14 protein-coding genes are annotated in these 14,774 nt (G+C 42.5%); 12 read left to right on the forward strand and 2 right to left on the reverse strand.

Annotation, left to right across the window (positions count from 1 at the left end; genetic code table 11):
- Positions 1-157: 157 nt before the first annotated feature.
- From ACFQ21_RS14260 to ACFQ21_RS14315, 12 genes are all read left to right on the forward strand, one after another.
- Positions 158-2,098 carry a histidine kinase gene (locus tag ACFQ21_RS14260; protein ID WP_377579904.1) on the forward strand — a complete coding sequence of 647 codons (1,941 nt, stop codon included), beginning with the start codon at positions 158-160 and terminating at the stop codon, positions 2,096-2,098.
- Entirely contained in the window at positions 2,079-2,819 is a 741-nt protein-coding gene (locus ACFQ21_RS14265) for a LytR/AlgR family response regulator transcription factor (protein WP_377579905.1), read from the forward strand. The genes ACFQ21_RS14260 and ACFQ21_RS14265 overlap by 20 nt, the downstream gene beginning before the upstream one ends.
- A 94-nt stretch (positions 2,820-2,913) precedes the next feature.
- On the forward strand, positions 2,914-3,300 hold the full coding sequence (locus ACFQ21_RS14270; protein WP_377579907.1) for a RidA family protein: 387 nt from the start codon (positions 2,914-2,916) through the stop codon (positions 3,298-3,300).
- A gap of 194 nt (positions 3,301-3,494) precedes the next feature.
- Positions 3,495-4,610, forward strand: a complete 1,116-nt coding sequence (locus ACFQ21_RS14275) for an acyltransferase family protein (RefSeq protein WP_377579909.1) — start codon at positions 3,495-3,497, stop codon at positions 4,608-4,610.
- Between the two features lie 102 nt (positions 4,611-4,712).
- Positions 4,713-5,159, forward strand: a complete 447-nt coding sequence (locus ACFQ21_RS14280; protein WP_377579910.1) for a barstar family protein — start codon at positions 4,713-4,715, stop codon at positions 5,157-5,159.
- A 126-nt stretch (positions 5,160-5,285) separates the two neighbouring features.
- The gene (locus tag ACFQ21_RS14285) at positions 5,286-5,864 is read left to right on the forward strand and encodes an O-methyltransferase (protein WP_377579911.1); all 579 of its coding nucleotides are present in this window, start codon (positions 5,286-5,288) and stop codon (positions 5,862-5,864) included.
- Between the two features lie 97 nt (positions 5,865-5,961).
- Positions 5,962-6,579: a hypothetical protein gene (locus ACFQ21_RS14290; protein ID WP_377579912.1), complete on the forward strand. Its 618-nt coding sequence runs from the start codon at positions 5,962-5,964 to the stop codon at positions 6,577-6,579.
- 12 nt (positions 6,580-6,591) lie between these two features.
- Positions 6,592-6,888, forward strand: coding sequence for a YciI family protein (locus ACFQ21_RS14295; RefSeq protein ID WP_377579913.1), 297 nt, complete (start codon positions 6,592-6,594; stop codon positions 6,886-6,888).
- A gap of 104 nt (positions 6,889-6,992) precedes the next feature.
- The gene (locus ACFQ21_RS14300; protein ID WP_377579914.1) at positions 6,993-7,967 is read left to right on the forward strand and encodes a formylglycine-generating enzyme family protein; all 975 of its coding nucleotides are present in this window, start codon (positions 6,993-6,995) and stop codon (positions 7,965-7,967) included.
- Positions 7,968-8,059: 92 nt separating this feature from the next.
- Complete coding sequence (locus tag ACFQ21_RS14305) at positions 8,060-9,397, forward strand: Gfo/Idh/MocA family protein (RefSeq protein WP_377579915.1); 1,338 nt, start codon at positions 8,060-8,062, stop codon at positions 9,395-9,397.
- 117 nt (positions 9,398-9,514) lie between these two features.
- On the forward strand, positions 9,515-10,258 hold the full coding sequence (locus ACFQ21_RS14310; RefSeq protein ID WP_377579916.1) for a lysophospholipid acyltransferase family protein: 744 nt from the start codon (positions 9,515-9,517) through the stop codon (positions 10,256-10,258).
- Between the two features lie 7 nt (positions 10,259-10,265).
- Complete coding sequence (locus ACFQ21_RS14315; RefSeq protein WP_377579918.1) at positions 10,266-10,772, forward strand: hypothetical protein; 507 nt, start codon at positions 10,266-10,268, stop codon at positions 10,770-10,772.
- Positions 10,773-10,900: 128 nt separating this feature from the next.
- Here ACFQ21_RS14315 and ACFQ21_RS14320 read toward each other — a convergent pair whose 3' ends face one another.
- Positions 10,901-13,087: a TonB-dependent receptor family protein gene (locus ACFQ21_RS14320; protein WP_377579919.1), complete on the reverse strand. Its 2,187-nt coding sequence runs from the start codon at positions 13,085-13,087 to the stop codon at positions 10,901-10,903.
- A 91-nt stretch (positions 13,088-13,178) separates the two neighbouring features.
- Entirely contained in the window at positions 13,179-14,768 is a 1,590-nt protein-coding gene (locus ACFQ21_RS14325) for a phosphatase PAP2 family protein (protein ID WP_377579920.1), read from the reverse strand.
- Positions 14,769-14,774: the final 6 nt, after the last annotated feature.

Here is a 14,774-nt window from a genome sequence, read left to right on the forward strand (position 1 = left end):
ATTTTACATGAAAAAAGTTGAGATGGCACCTGAACTCCGTAGGGGACAATATTGGCTTAGTGAGGATCACAAACCACTGGGTAAACCGGCAAAACTTGCCTTCCAGTCTCAAAAGAGATAAAAATTATAATGTTAACTTTCCGATGTCAAGCCACACATGAGCCGGAAACTTCTGTTATACTCTGTCATCACTACCTTTCTTTTGATGGGCATGAATTGCTTTGCTCAAAAAAAGGCAGAATCATATAAAAGTCTCAAGAAGCGGTCGACCCGAACTGAAGCTGAACAGTTGCTACAGGAAGCAGAAACATTAAAGTATAATAATCCGGATGAAGCACTTGACAAAGTACAGGAGGCCTTAGCGATGAGTATAGCGCAGCATGACGATTTCACCGAAGGTCGCTCCTATATATTATTAGCCGAAATCAACGAAGGAATTTTCGTATGGAAACTCGCTTACGAAAACTATCTACGTGCACAGGAAAAACTATCAGCCTACAGCGTTACCGAAGAGTATATAAAAACCATAAAAGGTCTAGGCAACACAAGTCTTGAACTAAAGAATTATGATGCCGCATTGAAATATTACGAACAAGGCTTATCGATGCGATTGTCTGGAACCGGGCAACGAGAACTTCTGATTGGCAAATCGGAAGTATACTATCAGATGGGAAATTACCAGGAAGCGCTGAAAATACTCGAGACACTAAGAAATCCGAAAGGATACGACCAGCAGGTAGAAAATTTAATAACGAAAGTAAAAGTGCGGATGAACGAAGTGGACAAACCACAGAATATATATGGCAATTCACTCAACACAATTCGCAGTGGAAAAAGTGTAAGTCCTAAAGAACAGGAAGCGGTACAGGAAACTAAAGAAGAGATCTCCGATGCATTGCAAGAGAACAAACTATACGATGAAGAAATAGGTTTACGGAAGCAGTCTATTGAATATAATCTCGAGACGAAAAATCTTGCCGAAGTAAGTAAAGACAAAGTTGCCATCAGTAAAAGTCTGGATGCAAAAGGAGAAACATCAGCTGCTATAAAAGAAGCTGAAGAAGCGGCCTCCATAGCCGACACCATAAACAATCCGAAAGAGCAGGCGAATGCCTTTCTTTCACTGGCTACCTTGTATGAAAAGAATGGTCAACCCGACAAGGCGCTGAATGCATTTAAGAAATATAGTGAAGCCGTAAGTAAGAATGAAAAGCTGAACGAAAGTATGCTGACGGAAAAATCTGAACTCATTCGAAAACAAAAAGACATTGAAGAGTATACCAAGAATGTATATATAGGCCAGCGCGAAGAAACCATTGAAGAAGAAACCGTATTCAGACAGCAACTTATTATTTATGGTTTATTGGCCATCATTCTCATCATTGCCATTACCTCGTTCTTCATCTTCAAAAATGCGCAAGCCAGTAAATTAGCCAACCGATTACTCGCATTAAAATCATTACGTGGACAGATGAATCCGCATTTCATTTTCAACGCACTCAACTCGGTTAATCAATTTATATCGCAGCAGGACGAACGAACAGCAAACCGTTTCCTATCCGAGTTTGCGTTACTTATGCGATTGGTACTTGAGCATTCGCAGGAAGACTTCATCACACTTCAAAAAGAACAGGAAATACTATCGCTATATCTCAAACTGGAACATTACCGCTTTCGCGACAAATTCGATTATGAAATTAAGTCGGATGAATCGATTAACACCGAAGCAATACAGATTCCACCTATGCTGATTCAGCCCTACATTGAAAATGCGGTGTGGCATGGTCTGCGGTATAAAGATGAGAAAGGAAAACTCTCGCTTCACTTCTATAAGCAAAATGGAAGTCTGGTTGCAGAAATTACAGACGATGGTATAGGGCGAAAACGCTCCACTGAATTGAAAACCGAGAATCAGAAGAAACACAACTCCACCGGGTTAAAAAATATAGAAGAACGACTGGCAATTATCAACAAAGTGTATAAAGTAAGCTATCGTGTTGTGATTGAAGATCGTACCGACAACAGCGGAACACGCGTAAGTGTATATATGCCTATCAACAGCAAAATAAAATCATACGATGAAAGCCGTAATTATTGACGATGAAGAAGACAGCCGCAAGATACTGGCGAACTACCTGACTAAATATTGTCCGGATGTACAGGTTTGTGGGTTCGGTGAATCGGTAGCTACCGGCAAAGATGCTATTCAAAAATATAATCCTGATATAGTATTTCTTGATATTGAAATGCCCTACGGCAACGGCTTCGATCTGTTGGACAGTATCGATGACATTGCTTTTGAAACTGTTTTTGTTACAGCCTTCGGCAATTACGCTATACAGGCACTAAACCAAAGTGCTGCCTACTACCTGCTAAAGCCTATTAACATTGACGAATTAATTAAGGCTGTAGAAAAAATAAAAAAAGAAAGAGCAGACGTAAACTATACCCGACACACAAACATATTACTGGACAACATACGCACTCCGGTCAATCAGAAGATCATGCTTCCAACCATGGAAGGATTTGAGATTGTTACGATCAACACCATTTTATACTGCGAAGCTGCCGACAACTTCACACGTTTCTACCTGGACAACAACTGCACATCGCTTCTGATCTGCAAAACGCTAAAGTACTTCGAAGAGATATTAAAAGATCATCGTTTTCTGCGCATCCACCGCTCCTACCTCATCAACCCTGATTATGTTATTCGCTATGCCAAAGGGAAAGGAGGAACGGTTACGATGAAGAACAATAAAGAACTGGAAATGTCTGCCGAAAAGAAGCAGCAATTTCTGGCGATGTTTGAACGCTAACAGGTACAGGTCCAACGACTTGTACCAATAAAGTTTCAAATCTTCGGACTTGAAACGAATATACTATATTTAAGCAGATCGAAAACCAGCACGCATGTCCATCATCAAACACAACCCATCCACTATATTCCCTCAATACAAGAATTATAGTCATGCCATAGAAACAACTAGCGGTTCACGACATTTATTCATCAGCGGACTAAACGGCTACGAACTAGATGGACATTCGATGCCGGAATCATTTTGGGAGCAGGGAGTATTGATCTGGAAACATTTAGGCGAAATACTAAAGTCTGCAGGCATGACATATAGCAATCTTGTATCCGTACGAACCTATCTGTCAAGTCCTCAATATGACCGGGAGAATATAGAACTCCGAAAAAAGTTTTTAGGCGATCACCAGCCAGCTTTAACAGTAATATGCTGTCAGTTGCTGGAGACAAAGTGGAAGCTTGAAGTTGAAGCAGTTGCAGCCGAATAACTGGTGCAAGTCTTTCGACTTGTACCTATCCTATTTCAAGTCTTCAGACTTGAAATACAGCATTCAGATACAATCTTAAATCCAACTCACCAGTCTGAAGACTGGATAATTTTTGGTACAAGTCGAAAGACTTGCACCAGTTCCTTTGCTAATGCAACCTTCGGTTATTCTTATTGTCAATAAAAGAAAAGTGAGTGAAAGAAAGAGAAAACTACATTGACAACATCCGGGTGTTACTCACCATGCTTGTTGTATTGCACCATGCAGCAGTGACCTATGGAGCTCCGGGCGGGTGGTACTATAAAGAAGAGGCCAGTGATTTAGCTACACAATTATCGCTCACGGTATTTGTTTCTGTGAACCAGTCGTTCTTCATGGGACTTTTCTTTTTTCTTTCTTCATATTTTATAACACCGTCTTACGAACGAAAAGGCGCAGGTCAGTTCTTACTTGATCGTCTAAAGCGACTGGGTATACCACTTGTCTTCTACTCGCTGGTCCTCTCACCTGTTACTATTTATATAGCTATTGCGCATCAGTATGAGGCACTAACCTTCATCGACTATTACGTAAATCGTGATCATTGGATTGAAACGGGTGTACTATGGTTTACGGCTGCTTTACTCATCTTTACTTCTGCTTTTGCGTGGCTTCAGTATGTCTTCCACAAAAAACTTATAAGCACTTCAAAATTTCCAGGCAACAGGTCCATATTCATCTTCGCCATTATACTTGGCATCTTTTCATTTCTCGTTAGAATAGTATTTCCAATTGGCCGGACGTTATCTCCTTTTGGATTTCAGTTGGCGCATTTTCCGCAGTATATAGCTTTATTTAGTATTGGCATTATCGCTTACCGGAACCAATGGCTATCAATGCTATCTTATCAACAAGGCAAAGTCTGGCTGTGGACAGCAGTTGCTTTGATCGTAGCAAGTTTCCCGGGTATCTATCTTCTGAAAACAGTAACACATAGTGAGATCAATACTTTCCTCGGAGGTTTCACAATTCAGTCATTTGTAAATGCGATGTGGGAACAGTTGATGGGTATATCAATTATTATAGCATTACTCGGCATTGGCAAGTATACGTTGAACAACCAAGGTAGATTTTTTAAAAGCCTATCACGGAGTGCCTATGCCGTTTACATCATCCATCCTTTGGTGTTGGTGTGTATTTCTATCCTTCTGAAGGACTTATCAATAGCTCCGCTTTTGAAGTTTGCTATTTCCGGTATATCAGCTATTGCGATATCTTTTGTCGCGGCTGAATTGCTCGTACGCATTCCGATTGTGAAGGATCTTGTCTGAAGATCCGGGTTATTGATTTTATTATTGTGCGCTGGTATCTTCGCAATACTACAATGATGTAGTACATCCTCACCTCACTATTTATACTTCTCTGCTTTGCAAATGAGAAAAACTAAAAAAACACTGACTGCTGATGATATATTAAACGCATGGAAGTTGGGCAAAGAAATTGATTGGCGTCCTTTAACAGTACCGGAGAAATATCAATGGACAAGAGCCTGCATACGCCATTATGGCATTCCTAATCGTACTATACCTGCCTTCAACTATATAATTGAAGGAAATCAAGTGACGCATGATGTTGATTTTTATTGTTTAATAGGAGAAGTGTTCTTTGGATATAAAGGCTACTTTGGAGGAGGCATAGATGCATTTGAGGATTGCTTTATTGAAATTGGAATGAGAGAGCCCTCAAAAATTGTTGTTGAGCAAGGCGCAACGGTAACGATTAAACATCATAAAGAATTAGCTAAAGTATTGGAAGATCATTACTTCGATATAATACTCGCCATTTTTCAACAGCACGGCTTCAAACTCGTACTTGAATAACATAACCTCCAAAACGTTAGTAAGTATACTTTTATAATATTTTTTCTATATCGAAGTATATCTATACCCGCATCACGTATATTTAGTTGTTCATTAAATTATCGCAACCCCAACCCACAACTAATCATGACTGCGGAAATTAATCAGCCGATTCCCAAGACCTATGCAAAAATTGATGAGGCTACCAAAGCAATGGGTTTTACCATGGCTTCTGATATATTTACCTGTTCACTGCTTCGAACACTGGCTGCGTCTAAACCGGGAGGTAAATTTCTGGAATTAGGAACGGGCACCGGTCTATCAACGGCATGGATACTGGACGGAATGGACAGCACTTCTTCACTGATCTCGGTCGACTACGATGAAAAACTTTTGGATGTTGCCAACAAATTTCTGGGCACGGATAATCGCCTCGATCTCGTTTGCTCTGACGGAGAGAAATGGATCAACGATAACAAGCAACAAACCTTCGACTATATATTTGCCGATACCTGGCATGGTAAATATTTACTGCTGGCTGAAGCTTTGACCATGCTCAACCAGGGCGGCCTATATATAATTGATGACATGCTTCCACAACCGAACTGGCCGGATGGTCATCACGAAAAAGCCACCAAGCTTATTCAGTATCTTGAAATGAGAAGCGACCTTCACCTTACGAAACAGGTATGGTCTACCGGAATTGTTGTAGCCGTAAAGAAATAGCTATACATCAACGGGCCGTCTAGTGGTTTTCTATATGCGCGATGCTTGATAATGTAAACAAGTGCTGCGTATATTTATAGAGTTATCCCCCCTGACTATGATTCTTGGTTACGTTGTTACAGGGCCCGACAATGACAGTTATATGTTGGATGGTGTAAATCTTTCCGAAGCAGGAATTTGTCATGCATGCGGGCTGTTGCTGAATTTTGAATATCACAATCCTGACCTCAAACTAAGACGAGCTACATTTGATCTCAGTCATTGTTACGACCTGGGCATTATTGTCTCATTGAGGTTTAAAGAGTTCTGCATACGTCATGATTATACCGGCATTCGGTTTAGCGACTTTCGTGCTTTACAGAATAACTATCAGCTTTTTATCGACAACAAGATTGAACTGGATGTTATAAAACGAAAAATTCAATTCATTAAAAAATGTAAACACTGTCACCGGTATAAGGAAGTGATTGGAGCAACGCCTGCTTTTCTGAAAAACGAAGAACCTATACCCAATGGCTTCTTTGCATCCGATCTGCTCTTTGGAAGCGACAACAGTAAAAATCCGATAATGATAGTCGGAAGTGAAACGCGGGAGAAACTTCAAACCGAAAGAATAAAAGGATTATGGTTCGAGCCTATATATACCTTTTCGCATTGGAATACCAACCTTAAACCTAAACCTGCTGAACCAAAGAAGTGGTATCAATTCTGGTAGCTTATCAACATTATGAATAAAAAATACTATACCCTGTACCTGTTACCTACACGTTCCGATTTTGCTGCAACGATGACTGAACAAGAGCGCGAGATCATGTTAAAGCATGTCGCTTACTGGACTGATCAAATGAATAAAGGCGTAGCAATTGTATTCGGCCCCGTGTTTGATCCGAAAGAAACCTATGGTCTTGGCATTGTTGCTGTAGACGATGAAGCGCAGGTAAAAGAACTCATTGCGAATGATCCTGCCTCTCAGATAAATCGTTATGAGTATCATCCCATGCATGCTATTGTGGCAACCAAGTAGCGATCACAACAAACCTATATTTCATTATGCATAGAGGTGGCGGTATAATACGTGTTGCCTGAACGCGCTGCATTCTCTATCTTCAGCGTTTGTTAAAATAAACCTTGAAGAAAAATATCACCATCATGTTAAAAAACAAGTTTGCAGCTTGCTGCATCTTATTTTCGGCTTGCGTCATAAATGTATATGCGCAACCCTTTCAAACCTACGAACAAACTATTCCCGGCACGGAAGTAAAATTCAAAATGGTAGCTATACCGGCCGGATCGTTTACTATAGGAAGTACACCAGGTGACAACCGGAAAGAGCAGGATGAAACTCCGCAGAAAAAAGTAGAACTCTCCGCTTTCTGGATGGAAGAACACGAAGTAACATTTGCCGAGTGGGATGCTTTCTTCAAGAATATGGATATACCGCAGACAAAAGCTATCGCTGTTGATGCTGTATCACGTCCTACAGCACAATATATAGACCTGACGTGGGGCATGGGGCGCGATCCGAAACAACCTGCCAACAGCATGAGTCAGCAGGCGGGTATCATGTATTGCAAATGGCTCTTTGATCAAACCGGATTTTTCTATCGCTTACCCACAGAAGCTGAATGGGAATATGCATGTCGCGCAGGCAGTAGCAACACCGTTAGCAACGATCCGAAAGCCTTGCAGGAATATGGATTCTTCAAGGCAAACAGCGGCAGTAAATATCATAAAGTAATGCAGCTTAAGCCCAATGCTTTCGGACTCTACGATATGCTCGGTAATTTAAGTGAGTGGACCGTTGATCAATACGATCCTGCTGCCTATGAAAAATTATCGGACGGAGCTAAAAATCCATCGACACCGCCAGCCGGTAAATACCCCCGTGTGGCACGGGGTGGATCATACCTGGATGACCCCGAAGTACTGCGTTGCACGAATCGTATTTCTTCAAGTGCAGAATGGAACAAGCGCGATCCGCAAATACCCAAGAGCCGCTGGTGGTTAACCGATGGTATGTATATGGGATTCCGCATCGTACGCCCGTTGCAACAGCCATCGAAAGAAGAAATTGAAAAATTTTACGCATCCTATCTAAAATAGTGATAAGCGGTTCAGGGAAATGCCCTTGTAAACTGTCTTTACTTATATAGGCGAACGTGTATATAATTTCCAGACGAAAAACATAAACCTCTATGAAACCAACAGACCAGTCAACGATCAGCCGCAGAGATTTTGTAAAGAACTCTGCTATTGCCACCGGGGGATTAATGGCGATGCCATTTCTTTCCAACGCAGGATACTTTACTTCCATGGACAACACGATTAAAGTAGCGCTGATCGGCTGCGGAGGTCGTGGTACAGGTGCTGCTATGCAGGCATTGCTCACTAAGCAAAATGTAAAGCTGGTAGCGATGGCCGATGCTTTTCGCGATCGCCTGGATGATTGCTTCAATGCACTGACCGATGAGAACTCTGACGAAGGAAATGTAAAAGCAAAAATTACTGTAACCGAAGAAACAAAATTTGTTGGCTTCGATGCATACAAAAAAGCTATACCGCTGGCAGATGTTGTGATTCTGGCAACTCCTCCGGGCTTCCGTCCGATTCATTTTGCTGAGGCGATCAAGCAAGGCAAGCATGTATTTATGGAGAAGCCTGTAGCAACTGATCCTGCCGGTGTACAAAAAGTATTGACTGCTGCTGCTGAAGCAAAAACTAAAAAACTGAATGTAGTAGTAGGCTTGCAGCGTCACTACCAGAATTCGTATCGCGAGCTATATAAACGTGTGCAGGATGGTATGATCGGAGAGATTACTTCGGCACAAGCGTGGTGGAATAATGATGGTGTATGGGTAAAGATGCGCCAGCCCGGACAAACTGAAATGGAATACCAGATGCGTAACTGGTATTATTTTAACTGGCTTTGTGGCGATCACATCAACGAGCAACATATCCATAACATCGATGTGGTAAACTGGTTTAAAGGTGCATACCCTGTTAGAGCGCAAGGTATGGGCGGACGTCAGGTGCGCACGGGTAAAGAATACGGTGAGATATTCGATCACCACTATGTAGAGTTCGAGTATGCAGATGGTTCTATACTCAACAGTCAGTGCCGTCACATCAAAGGCACGTATGCAAAAGTGGATGAGCTTTTAGTAGGCACGAAAGGCTCTGTTAAATGTGGTGCAGCCGAAATCAGCAGTAAAGGCAAGTCGCTATATAAGTATGATAAAAAGGGAGAGAACAACCCGTATCAAACGGAACACGATGAACTCTTTGCAGCCGTTGCCAAAGGTGAGTATAAATTTGCTGATGCAGAGAATGGTGCGAAGTCTACCATGACGGCTATTATGGGACGACTGGCAACCTATACCGGAGAAGTTATTGATTGGGACAAGGCTCTCAACTCGGGCATCAACATTATGCCATCCACATTTGCATGGGATGCGCAGCCTCCGATTAAACCGGATGCCAACGGATTTTATCCTGTAGCAACACCGGGCGTTACCAAATTCTCGATCTCGTAGTGTTATAAGTTTATTCATATTCATTCCGAAAAGCCAGCCATGAACCGCTGGCTTTTTTGTTCTTGCATCTTCTCTTAACTTTCAGAATTTTCGCAGAAAGTTTTTAATACCATCATCTTGAAAATCGTACAGACCATTCTTCTCACCCTCTTCAAAGTGTGGGTATTCCTGGTGTTCACCGTTTTTATGATCCTGTATTTACCCGGCATCCTGATTCCGTTTATGCTGGGACAACGCTTTGGCAACATTGGTTATTTCTTTTTATGGCTCTGGTCGTGGACGTTCAGCATTCTCACGTTCATTCGCTACAAGTTCTACGGTCGTGAAAAATTCATAAAAGGAAAATCATATATCTATGTAAGCAACCATACTTCGTTCCTGGATATTCCGGGGATACGTATGATCATCCCAGGCCAGTTCAGACCGCTTGCCAAAAAAGAGTTATTGAAGATTCCGGTATTCGGATGGATCGCGAAAGCAGCAACCATCATTGTAGATCGCTCAAGTCCGGAGAGTCGTAAGAAGAGTATAGATCGCCTGAAACAATTTTTAAGACAAGGCATATCTATTCTGATCTTTGCAGAAGGAACACAAAATCGATCCAAAGAAGTGCTGCAGCCTTTTCATGATGGTGCTTTCCGTATAGCAATCGATACTCAACAACCTATACTTCCGATGGTAGTAATCGGAGCCGGACGACTGATGCCTCCCAGCACAATAAATCTGCGACCCGGAAAAATAAGAATCTATGTAGGCGATGAAATTGAAACAGCCGGATTAACCAGTGCAGATATACCGGCTCTCAAGGAAAAAACTTTCAAACAGATGGAAAGTCTGATAATTCGTAACTTGCAACAATAACTTATCTATGAGCAAAACCTTTACCTCCAAACAATACTTCACACAACTCAACCTGATATACTTTGCGCAGGCAGGCGTCATGCTCATTTTTACGGCAGTTGTTTTTGCGTTGGTATACTTTGGCAAGATGGCCACAAGCCAGAACGAGACTACGCAATTATTTACCTACACGCTGGTACTCGTTGTTATAGCAGGTTTTTCAGCTGCACATTTCCTCTATAACTTTCAATTATCACGAATCGACCGTTCCCTGTCGTTACAAAAGAAGATGCCGAAGTATCTTGGTGTATTACTGGTGCGCTCGGCGTGTCTGGAGTTGCCCGGTTTGCTTGCTACAATTGTGTTTTTTATGACAGGTAATTTCTACCTGTTACTGATACCGATTTTTATAGCTGTAGTATTTTTCTTACTACGCCCCACACCTGCTACCATTTCTGAAGACCTGAATCTGACTTCCGAAGAACGCAGATTACTGGATACACCCGATGCTATTATAGCCGAGTCGGAAAAATAATCCGACATAGTATATATTCAGAACTGTACTAAAAAAGTAAATCCGGAAAGGCTGTATGACATTCACCTTATCCGGATTACCTCGTTGGAGCGAAAAATCTTTGTAAATACTTTCTTTCTACACTATATCTAAATTTTTATCCCGACAGAACAATTCACCGAGCGTCCGTCAGACGACCACACGCCTGGTCCGGGATAGAACGCAGGTCTCTTCGTGAAGTATTGTTTATCGGTAACGTTGTTCACATTAAACCGCACCATTAACTGGCTGGATATACGCACAGACGTATTGATGTCCAGCAATCCGTACGAAGGCACCAGTCCAACCGCACCACTCTTCGAAGGCGTTCTTGTATTCAAAGCATCAGCATAGCTTTCCCCGGTATAGCTATACAGGAACGATATACTGGCTATTTTATACCGGGCTGTAAATCCATTGCGCGTAATTACCGATGGAACAGATTCTATCCGGTTACCCGATATATCGATATTATCACCTGTGTTGCTTCCTGATTTCACAAAGGCATCAACATACTCTGAACGAAACAAAGCTGTGGACGTAAACAATGTAAGCCCGGCATGCTCACCGGCACGAACACTATATTCCAGAAATATTTCAGCACCGCGCGTTATCGAGTTACCGATGTTGGTGCGATATGTATAGGCTGTACCTGTTTCATTCTTCTCTTCGAGACTTCCGAGTCTGTTATCATACTTTAATTGAAAGAGACCTATATCCCAACGCAGGGCGTTCCATGTGCCGCGATAGCCTGCTTCCAAATTATAGCCGGTAGCGTCTTTCAAGTCTTTATCAACAACCTCGTATGTCGAGGCAGGAATAATATCTTTAAAAATTACGGGCCGATACGATTGTGTCCAACCTGCGTAGAATGCGTTACCTTTCCGTGTTATATACTCGGCATTGATTCCGAACAGTGGAAATTTATGATTGATAGACGTGGGCAAATTTCCAGGGTCATAGTAAGAAATGCTTCCACTCATATCTGATTTTCCTACCTCTAACCGCGCACCGGGCGTAATGGTTAAATTAGGGAGCACACGAAAACTATTCTCAACAAAGAGTGCTATATTTTTTGTTTTGAAATGAAGATCGCGTCCCCAGTTCGGATCGATCAACGTCAAGTCGAAATCAGTACCAGTCGTCCCCTTCCCTAATTGCTGACGATGCAAATCATTATTAAACATCTGCACACCCGCTACAAATGCATTTTCAGTTTTACCCAGAGTATAGCGATGCAGCAGACGTAGCTCGCTGGTATAGCTGTTAAAATGATCAATATCCACCTGGCGCGATGTATAGTTTAGTGTAGTCGGATCGATAACATCTTTAACCGTAGCCAGCTTATCAAACTGAACACTATTACGTTCGCCCAATACAGCCGACACTACCCACGACAGTTGTGTGCGATCACCAAGTCTCCAATCCAGCGAAAGCGAAGGAACATATATTTCAGGATTGAAATAATTTCGCGAACGCGTTGATTGTTTCGGATCAGCATTAAACATACTATCGGTTAGCGGTCCAGGTATATGGTATACATAATTAGACCGCGCTACTTCTGCTTTAATAGTAACATTATCATTCGGAGCATACGCGAGCATTACCGATTGCGCATCAAAATCTGTATCGCTGTTATCGCGGTAACCGTCTGACACACGCTTGTTATAATAAACATAGTACTGAAACCTGCCAACTGTTCCACTCAAAGCATTATAGGTACTCATCATACCAAAGGAGCCAATCGAATTTATACTTTCAAAGGTTACAGCCCGTACGGTATCAGGTACCTTCGAAACATAGTTCAGCATACCTCCAAACTGTGCGCCATACTGAAGTGAACCGGTGCCGCGTATCAGTTCAATACGTTCCACTGCTTCTATCGGCATGCTATAGTGACTTGCCGGATAGCCATATATATCTGAGTTGGTAATGATACCATTCTTTCGAATATTATACTCCCAGCCGCGATGCGGATCTAAACCACGCGTTGATATATTGGTTTGATTACCGGAACCATCCATATCATACACAAACACTCCGGGCACTTTGGAGAATACCTGTCTCGGAGTTTTTTCGGCAATGCTGAAGTTCATATTCTGAACATTGATCACTTCATTCTTTCTTCCGCTGTTCAGGAAGGTACCGCGTGCCGCAGGCATCCGTTCCATATCCAGGCGGTGTGATTGTATCGTAACTTCCTTCAGTTCGCGTGCTGCCGTTGAATCAACCTGTGCACATATATCAGGCGCTACACCTAACAATACAATCAATATCGTGAGAATCTTAATTTTCATAGAGATAAAAAAATCCGGGGGCGGAGCGAACACCTCCCGGATCTAGCCCAAATCAAAAATCTTTATCTACACTATATCTAACAATCAAATTTTAATCAGCACCATCGGTTTGCGCAAAGGCTACCGTAAAGCCACCTACGTTTTTACCTTGTTGTAAACCAACTTCTATATCCGAACGGTAATGTATGCCGGCATATAGCCTTGATGCAGAAGCTTCACTCGCTTCGCCATGGAAATAGTCGGTATGCGCGGGGAACAAATACGAGAGCACGGTAGCTGCCGAACCGGAGAATGTTGAGTGGCCCGAAGTAAAGGCCGGGAAGTTTGGTACCCCCGTTCCCGTTTTAATGGATGCATCCATCTGTGACGGGCGTGGGTTAAAATAATAGAACTTCGTTTCCCAGCAACAAACTGCAGCATCGTGCAGTGCCATGTTCAACAAAGCAAATGCTCTTGCTGCACGTACTTCGCTATAGTTTGCATCGCGTATATATTCAGCTGCTATATCATTCCAGTGTCCGGGAGGTGTATAGGTACCGGCACCGTCAGCCCACTTGTGTACAATAGCCAGGCGCTCACGCGTCAGGTTATCAGCATACCATTTTACTTCATCAACTTCTTTCTTCATCTCGGCAGATGATGTTAACGGTGGCGGTGCCGGACGACCCGCTGCAATTTGATCGGCTGTCATAGCCCATGCTTTTACTTTGCCAAATACCGGTAACATTGGAGGACGTTTCGGTGTCTCCAGACTGATCCATGGTATTTCACCTTTTGCAGTAGCACCATCAGCCAATGATTGCCATAATGCTTTGTTACCACCGGCAGCTCCCATACCATCGCCACGAGCGCGTGTAACAAACAATGCTGCTACAGATTTACCCAATGCTAGTCCGGCAGTTATATCACTGGTTGATGCTTTGCCTGACCACAGTGCTGCATTACGTTGCTCAGCAGCTTTCAAAGTAATTTCTTCTACGGCAGCAGGGAAAAGTAATTTTAACATCTCTGCCGTTACTCCGGATAACACAGCATCGGATGAAGGATATGACGGAAGATCCGTTTCCGGCATAAGCGATTGTATACCCGAATCATTTTTATACGGTGATGGTCGGTCATACTGGTACATATAGTACCATGCAGCTTTCAGTGCTTCATATTGTGCTACGCTTACATAGCTATAGGCACGTGCTGCATACGGAGGATTGGCAAACGGGAAATTAGGATCAGCAAATGGATTCTCGGCATCCGGTACGGGATATGTATCATCCGCTTTCGGAGCGGGAGGTAAATTAAAGCGTGCTACTAATCCGCGGAGTATCTGGTTCCAGCGAAGCACTCCTCCGCCACTCCAATACTCGATGATATCTTTTTGCTCTTTGGTAAGTTTGCTCTGGGTATCTTTTATGGTTGCCAGTTCTGCTTTATAGGCATCAGAAGTTATATCCGCTGGCGGGTTGAAAACTTTAGGAGTTGAGTTCTCCACTATATTTACAATCTTTTCAGTAGTTATCGTATTGGCATCTATGGGTGTCCAATTGGCAGCATCTTCATCCAGGCTCGCCGGCTGCAGTGGCGTAAGCGTTTCACTCAGTGCAATTTCTTTATCACAGCTCGTTACTATACCGAGTACAAATGCAAAAGCAAAAAATGCGGTTATGTATATATTCCGGTTTTTCATATATAG

Source organism: Ohtaekwangia kribbensis, from assembly GCF_042676245.1.
Classification (GTDB): Bacteria; Bacteroidota; Bacteroidia; order Cytophagales; family Cyclobacteriaceae; genus Ohtaekwangia; species Ohtaekwangia kribbensis.

Excerpts from the sequence above, each read along its gene's own strand:
- ACFQ21_RS14260 (WP_377579904.1), top strand. The coding sequence starts at position 158 with ATGAGCCGGAAACTTCTGTTATACTCTGTCATCACTACCTTTCTTTTG.
- ACFQ21_RS14265 (WP_377579905.1), top strand. The coding sequence starts at position 2,079 with ATGAAAGCCGTAATTATTGACGATGAAGAAGACAGCCGCAAGATACTG.
- ACFQ21_RS14270 (WP_377579907.1), top strand. The coding sequence starts at position 2,914 with ATGTCCATCATCAAACACAACCCATCCACTATATTCCCTCAATACAAG.
- ACFQ21_RS14280 (WP_377579910.1), top strand. The coding sequence starts at position 4,713 with ATGAGAAAAACTAAAAAAACACTGACTGCTGATGATATATTAAACGCA.
- ACFQ21_RS14285 (WP_377579911.1), top strand. The coding sequence starts at position 5,286 with ATGACTGCGGAAATTAATCAGCCGATTCCCAAGACCTATGCAAAAATT.
- ACFQ21_RS14290 (WP_377579912.1), top strand. The coding sequence starts at position 5,962 with ATGATTCTTGGTTACGTTGTTACAGGGCCCGACAATGACAGTTATATG.
- ACFQ21_RS14295 (WP_377579913.1), top strand. The coding sequence starts at position 6,592 with ATGAATAAAAAATACTATACCCTGTACCTGTTACCTACACGTTCCGAT.
- ACFQ21_RS14305 (WP_377579915.1), top strand. The coding sequence starts at position 8,060 with ATGAAACCAACAGACCAGTCAACGATCAGCCGCAGAGATTTTGTAAAG.
- ACFQ21_RS14315 (WP_377579918.1), top strand. The coding sequence starts at position 10,266 with ATGAGCAAAACCTTTACCTCCAAACAATACTTCACACAACTCAACCTG.
- ACFQ21_RS14320 (WP_377579919.1), bottom strand. The coding sequence starts at position 13,087 with ATGAAAATTAAGATTCTCACGATATTGATTGTATTGTTAGGTGTAGCG.
- ACFQ21_RS14325 (WP_377579920.1), bottom strand. The coding sequence starts at position 14,768 with ATGAAAAACCGGAATATATACATAACCGCATTTTTTGCTTTTGCATTT.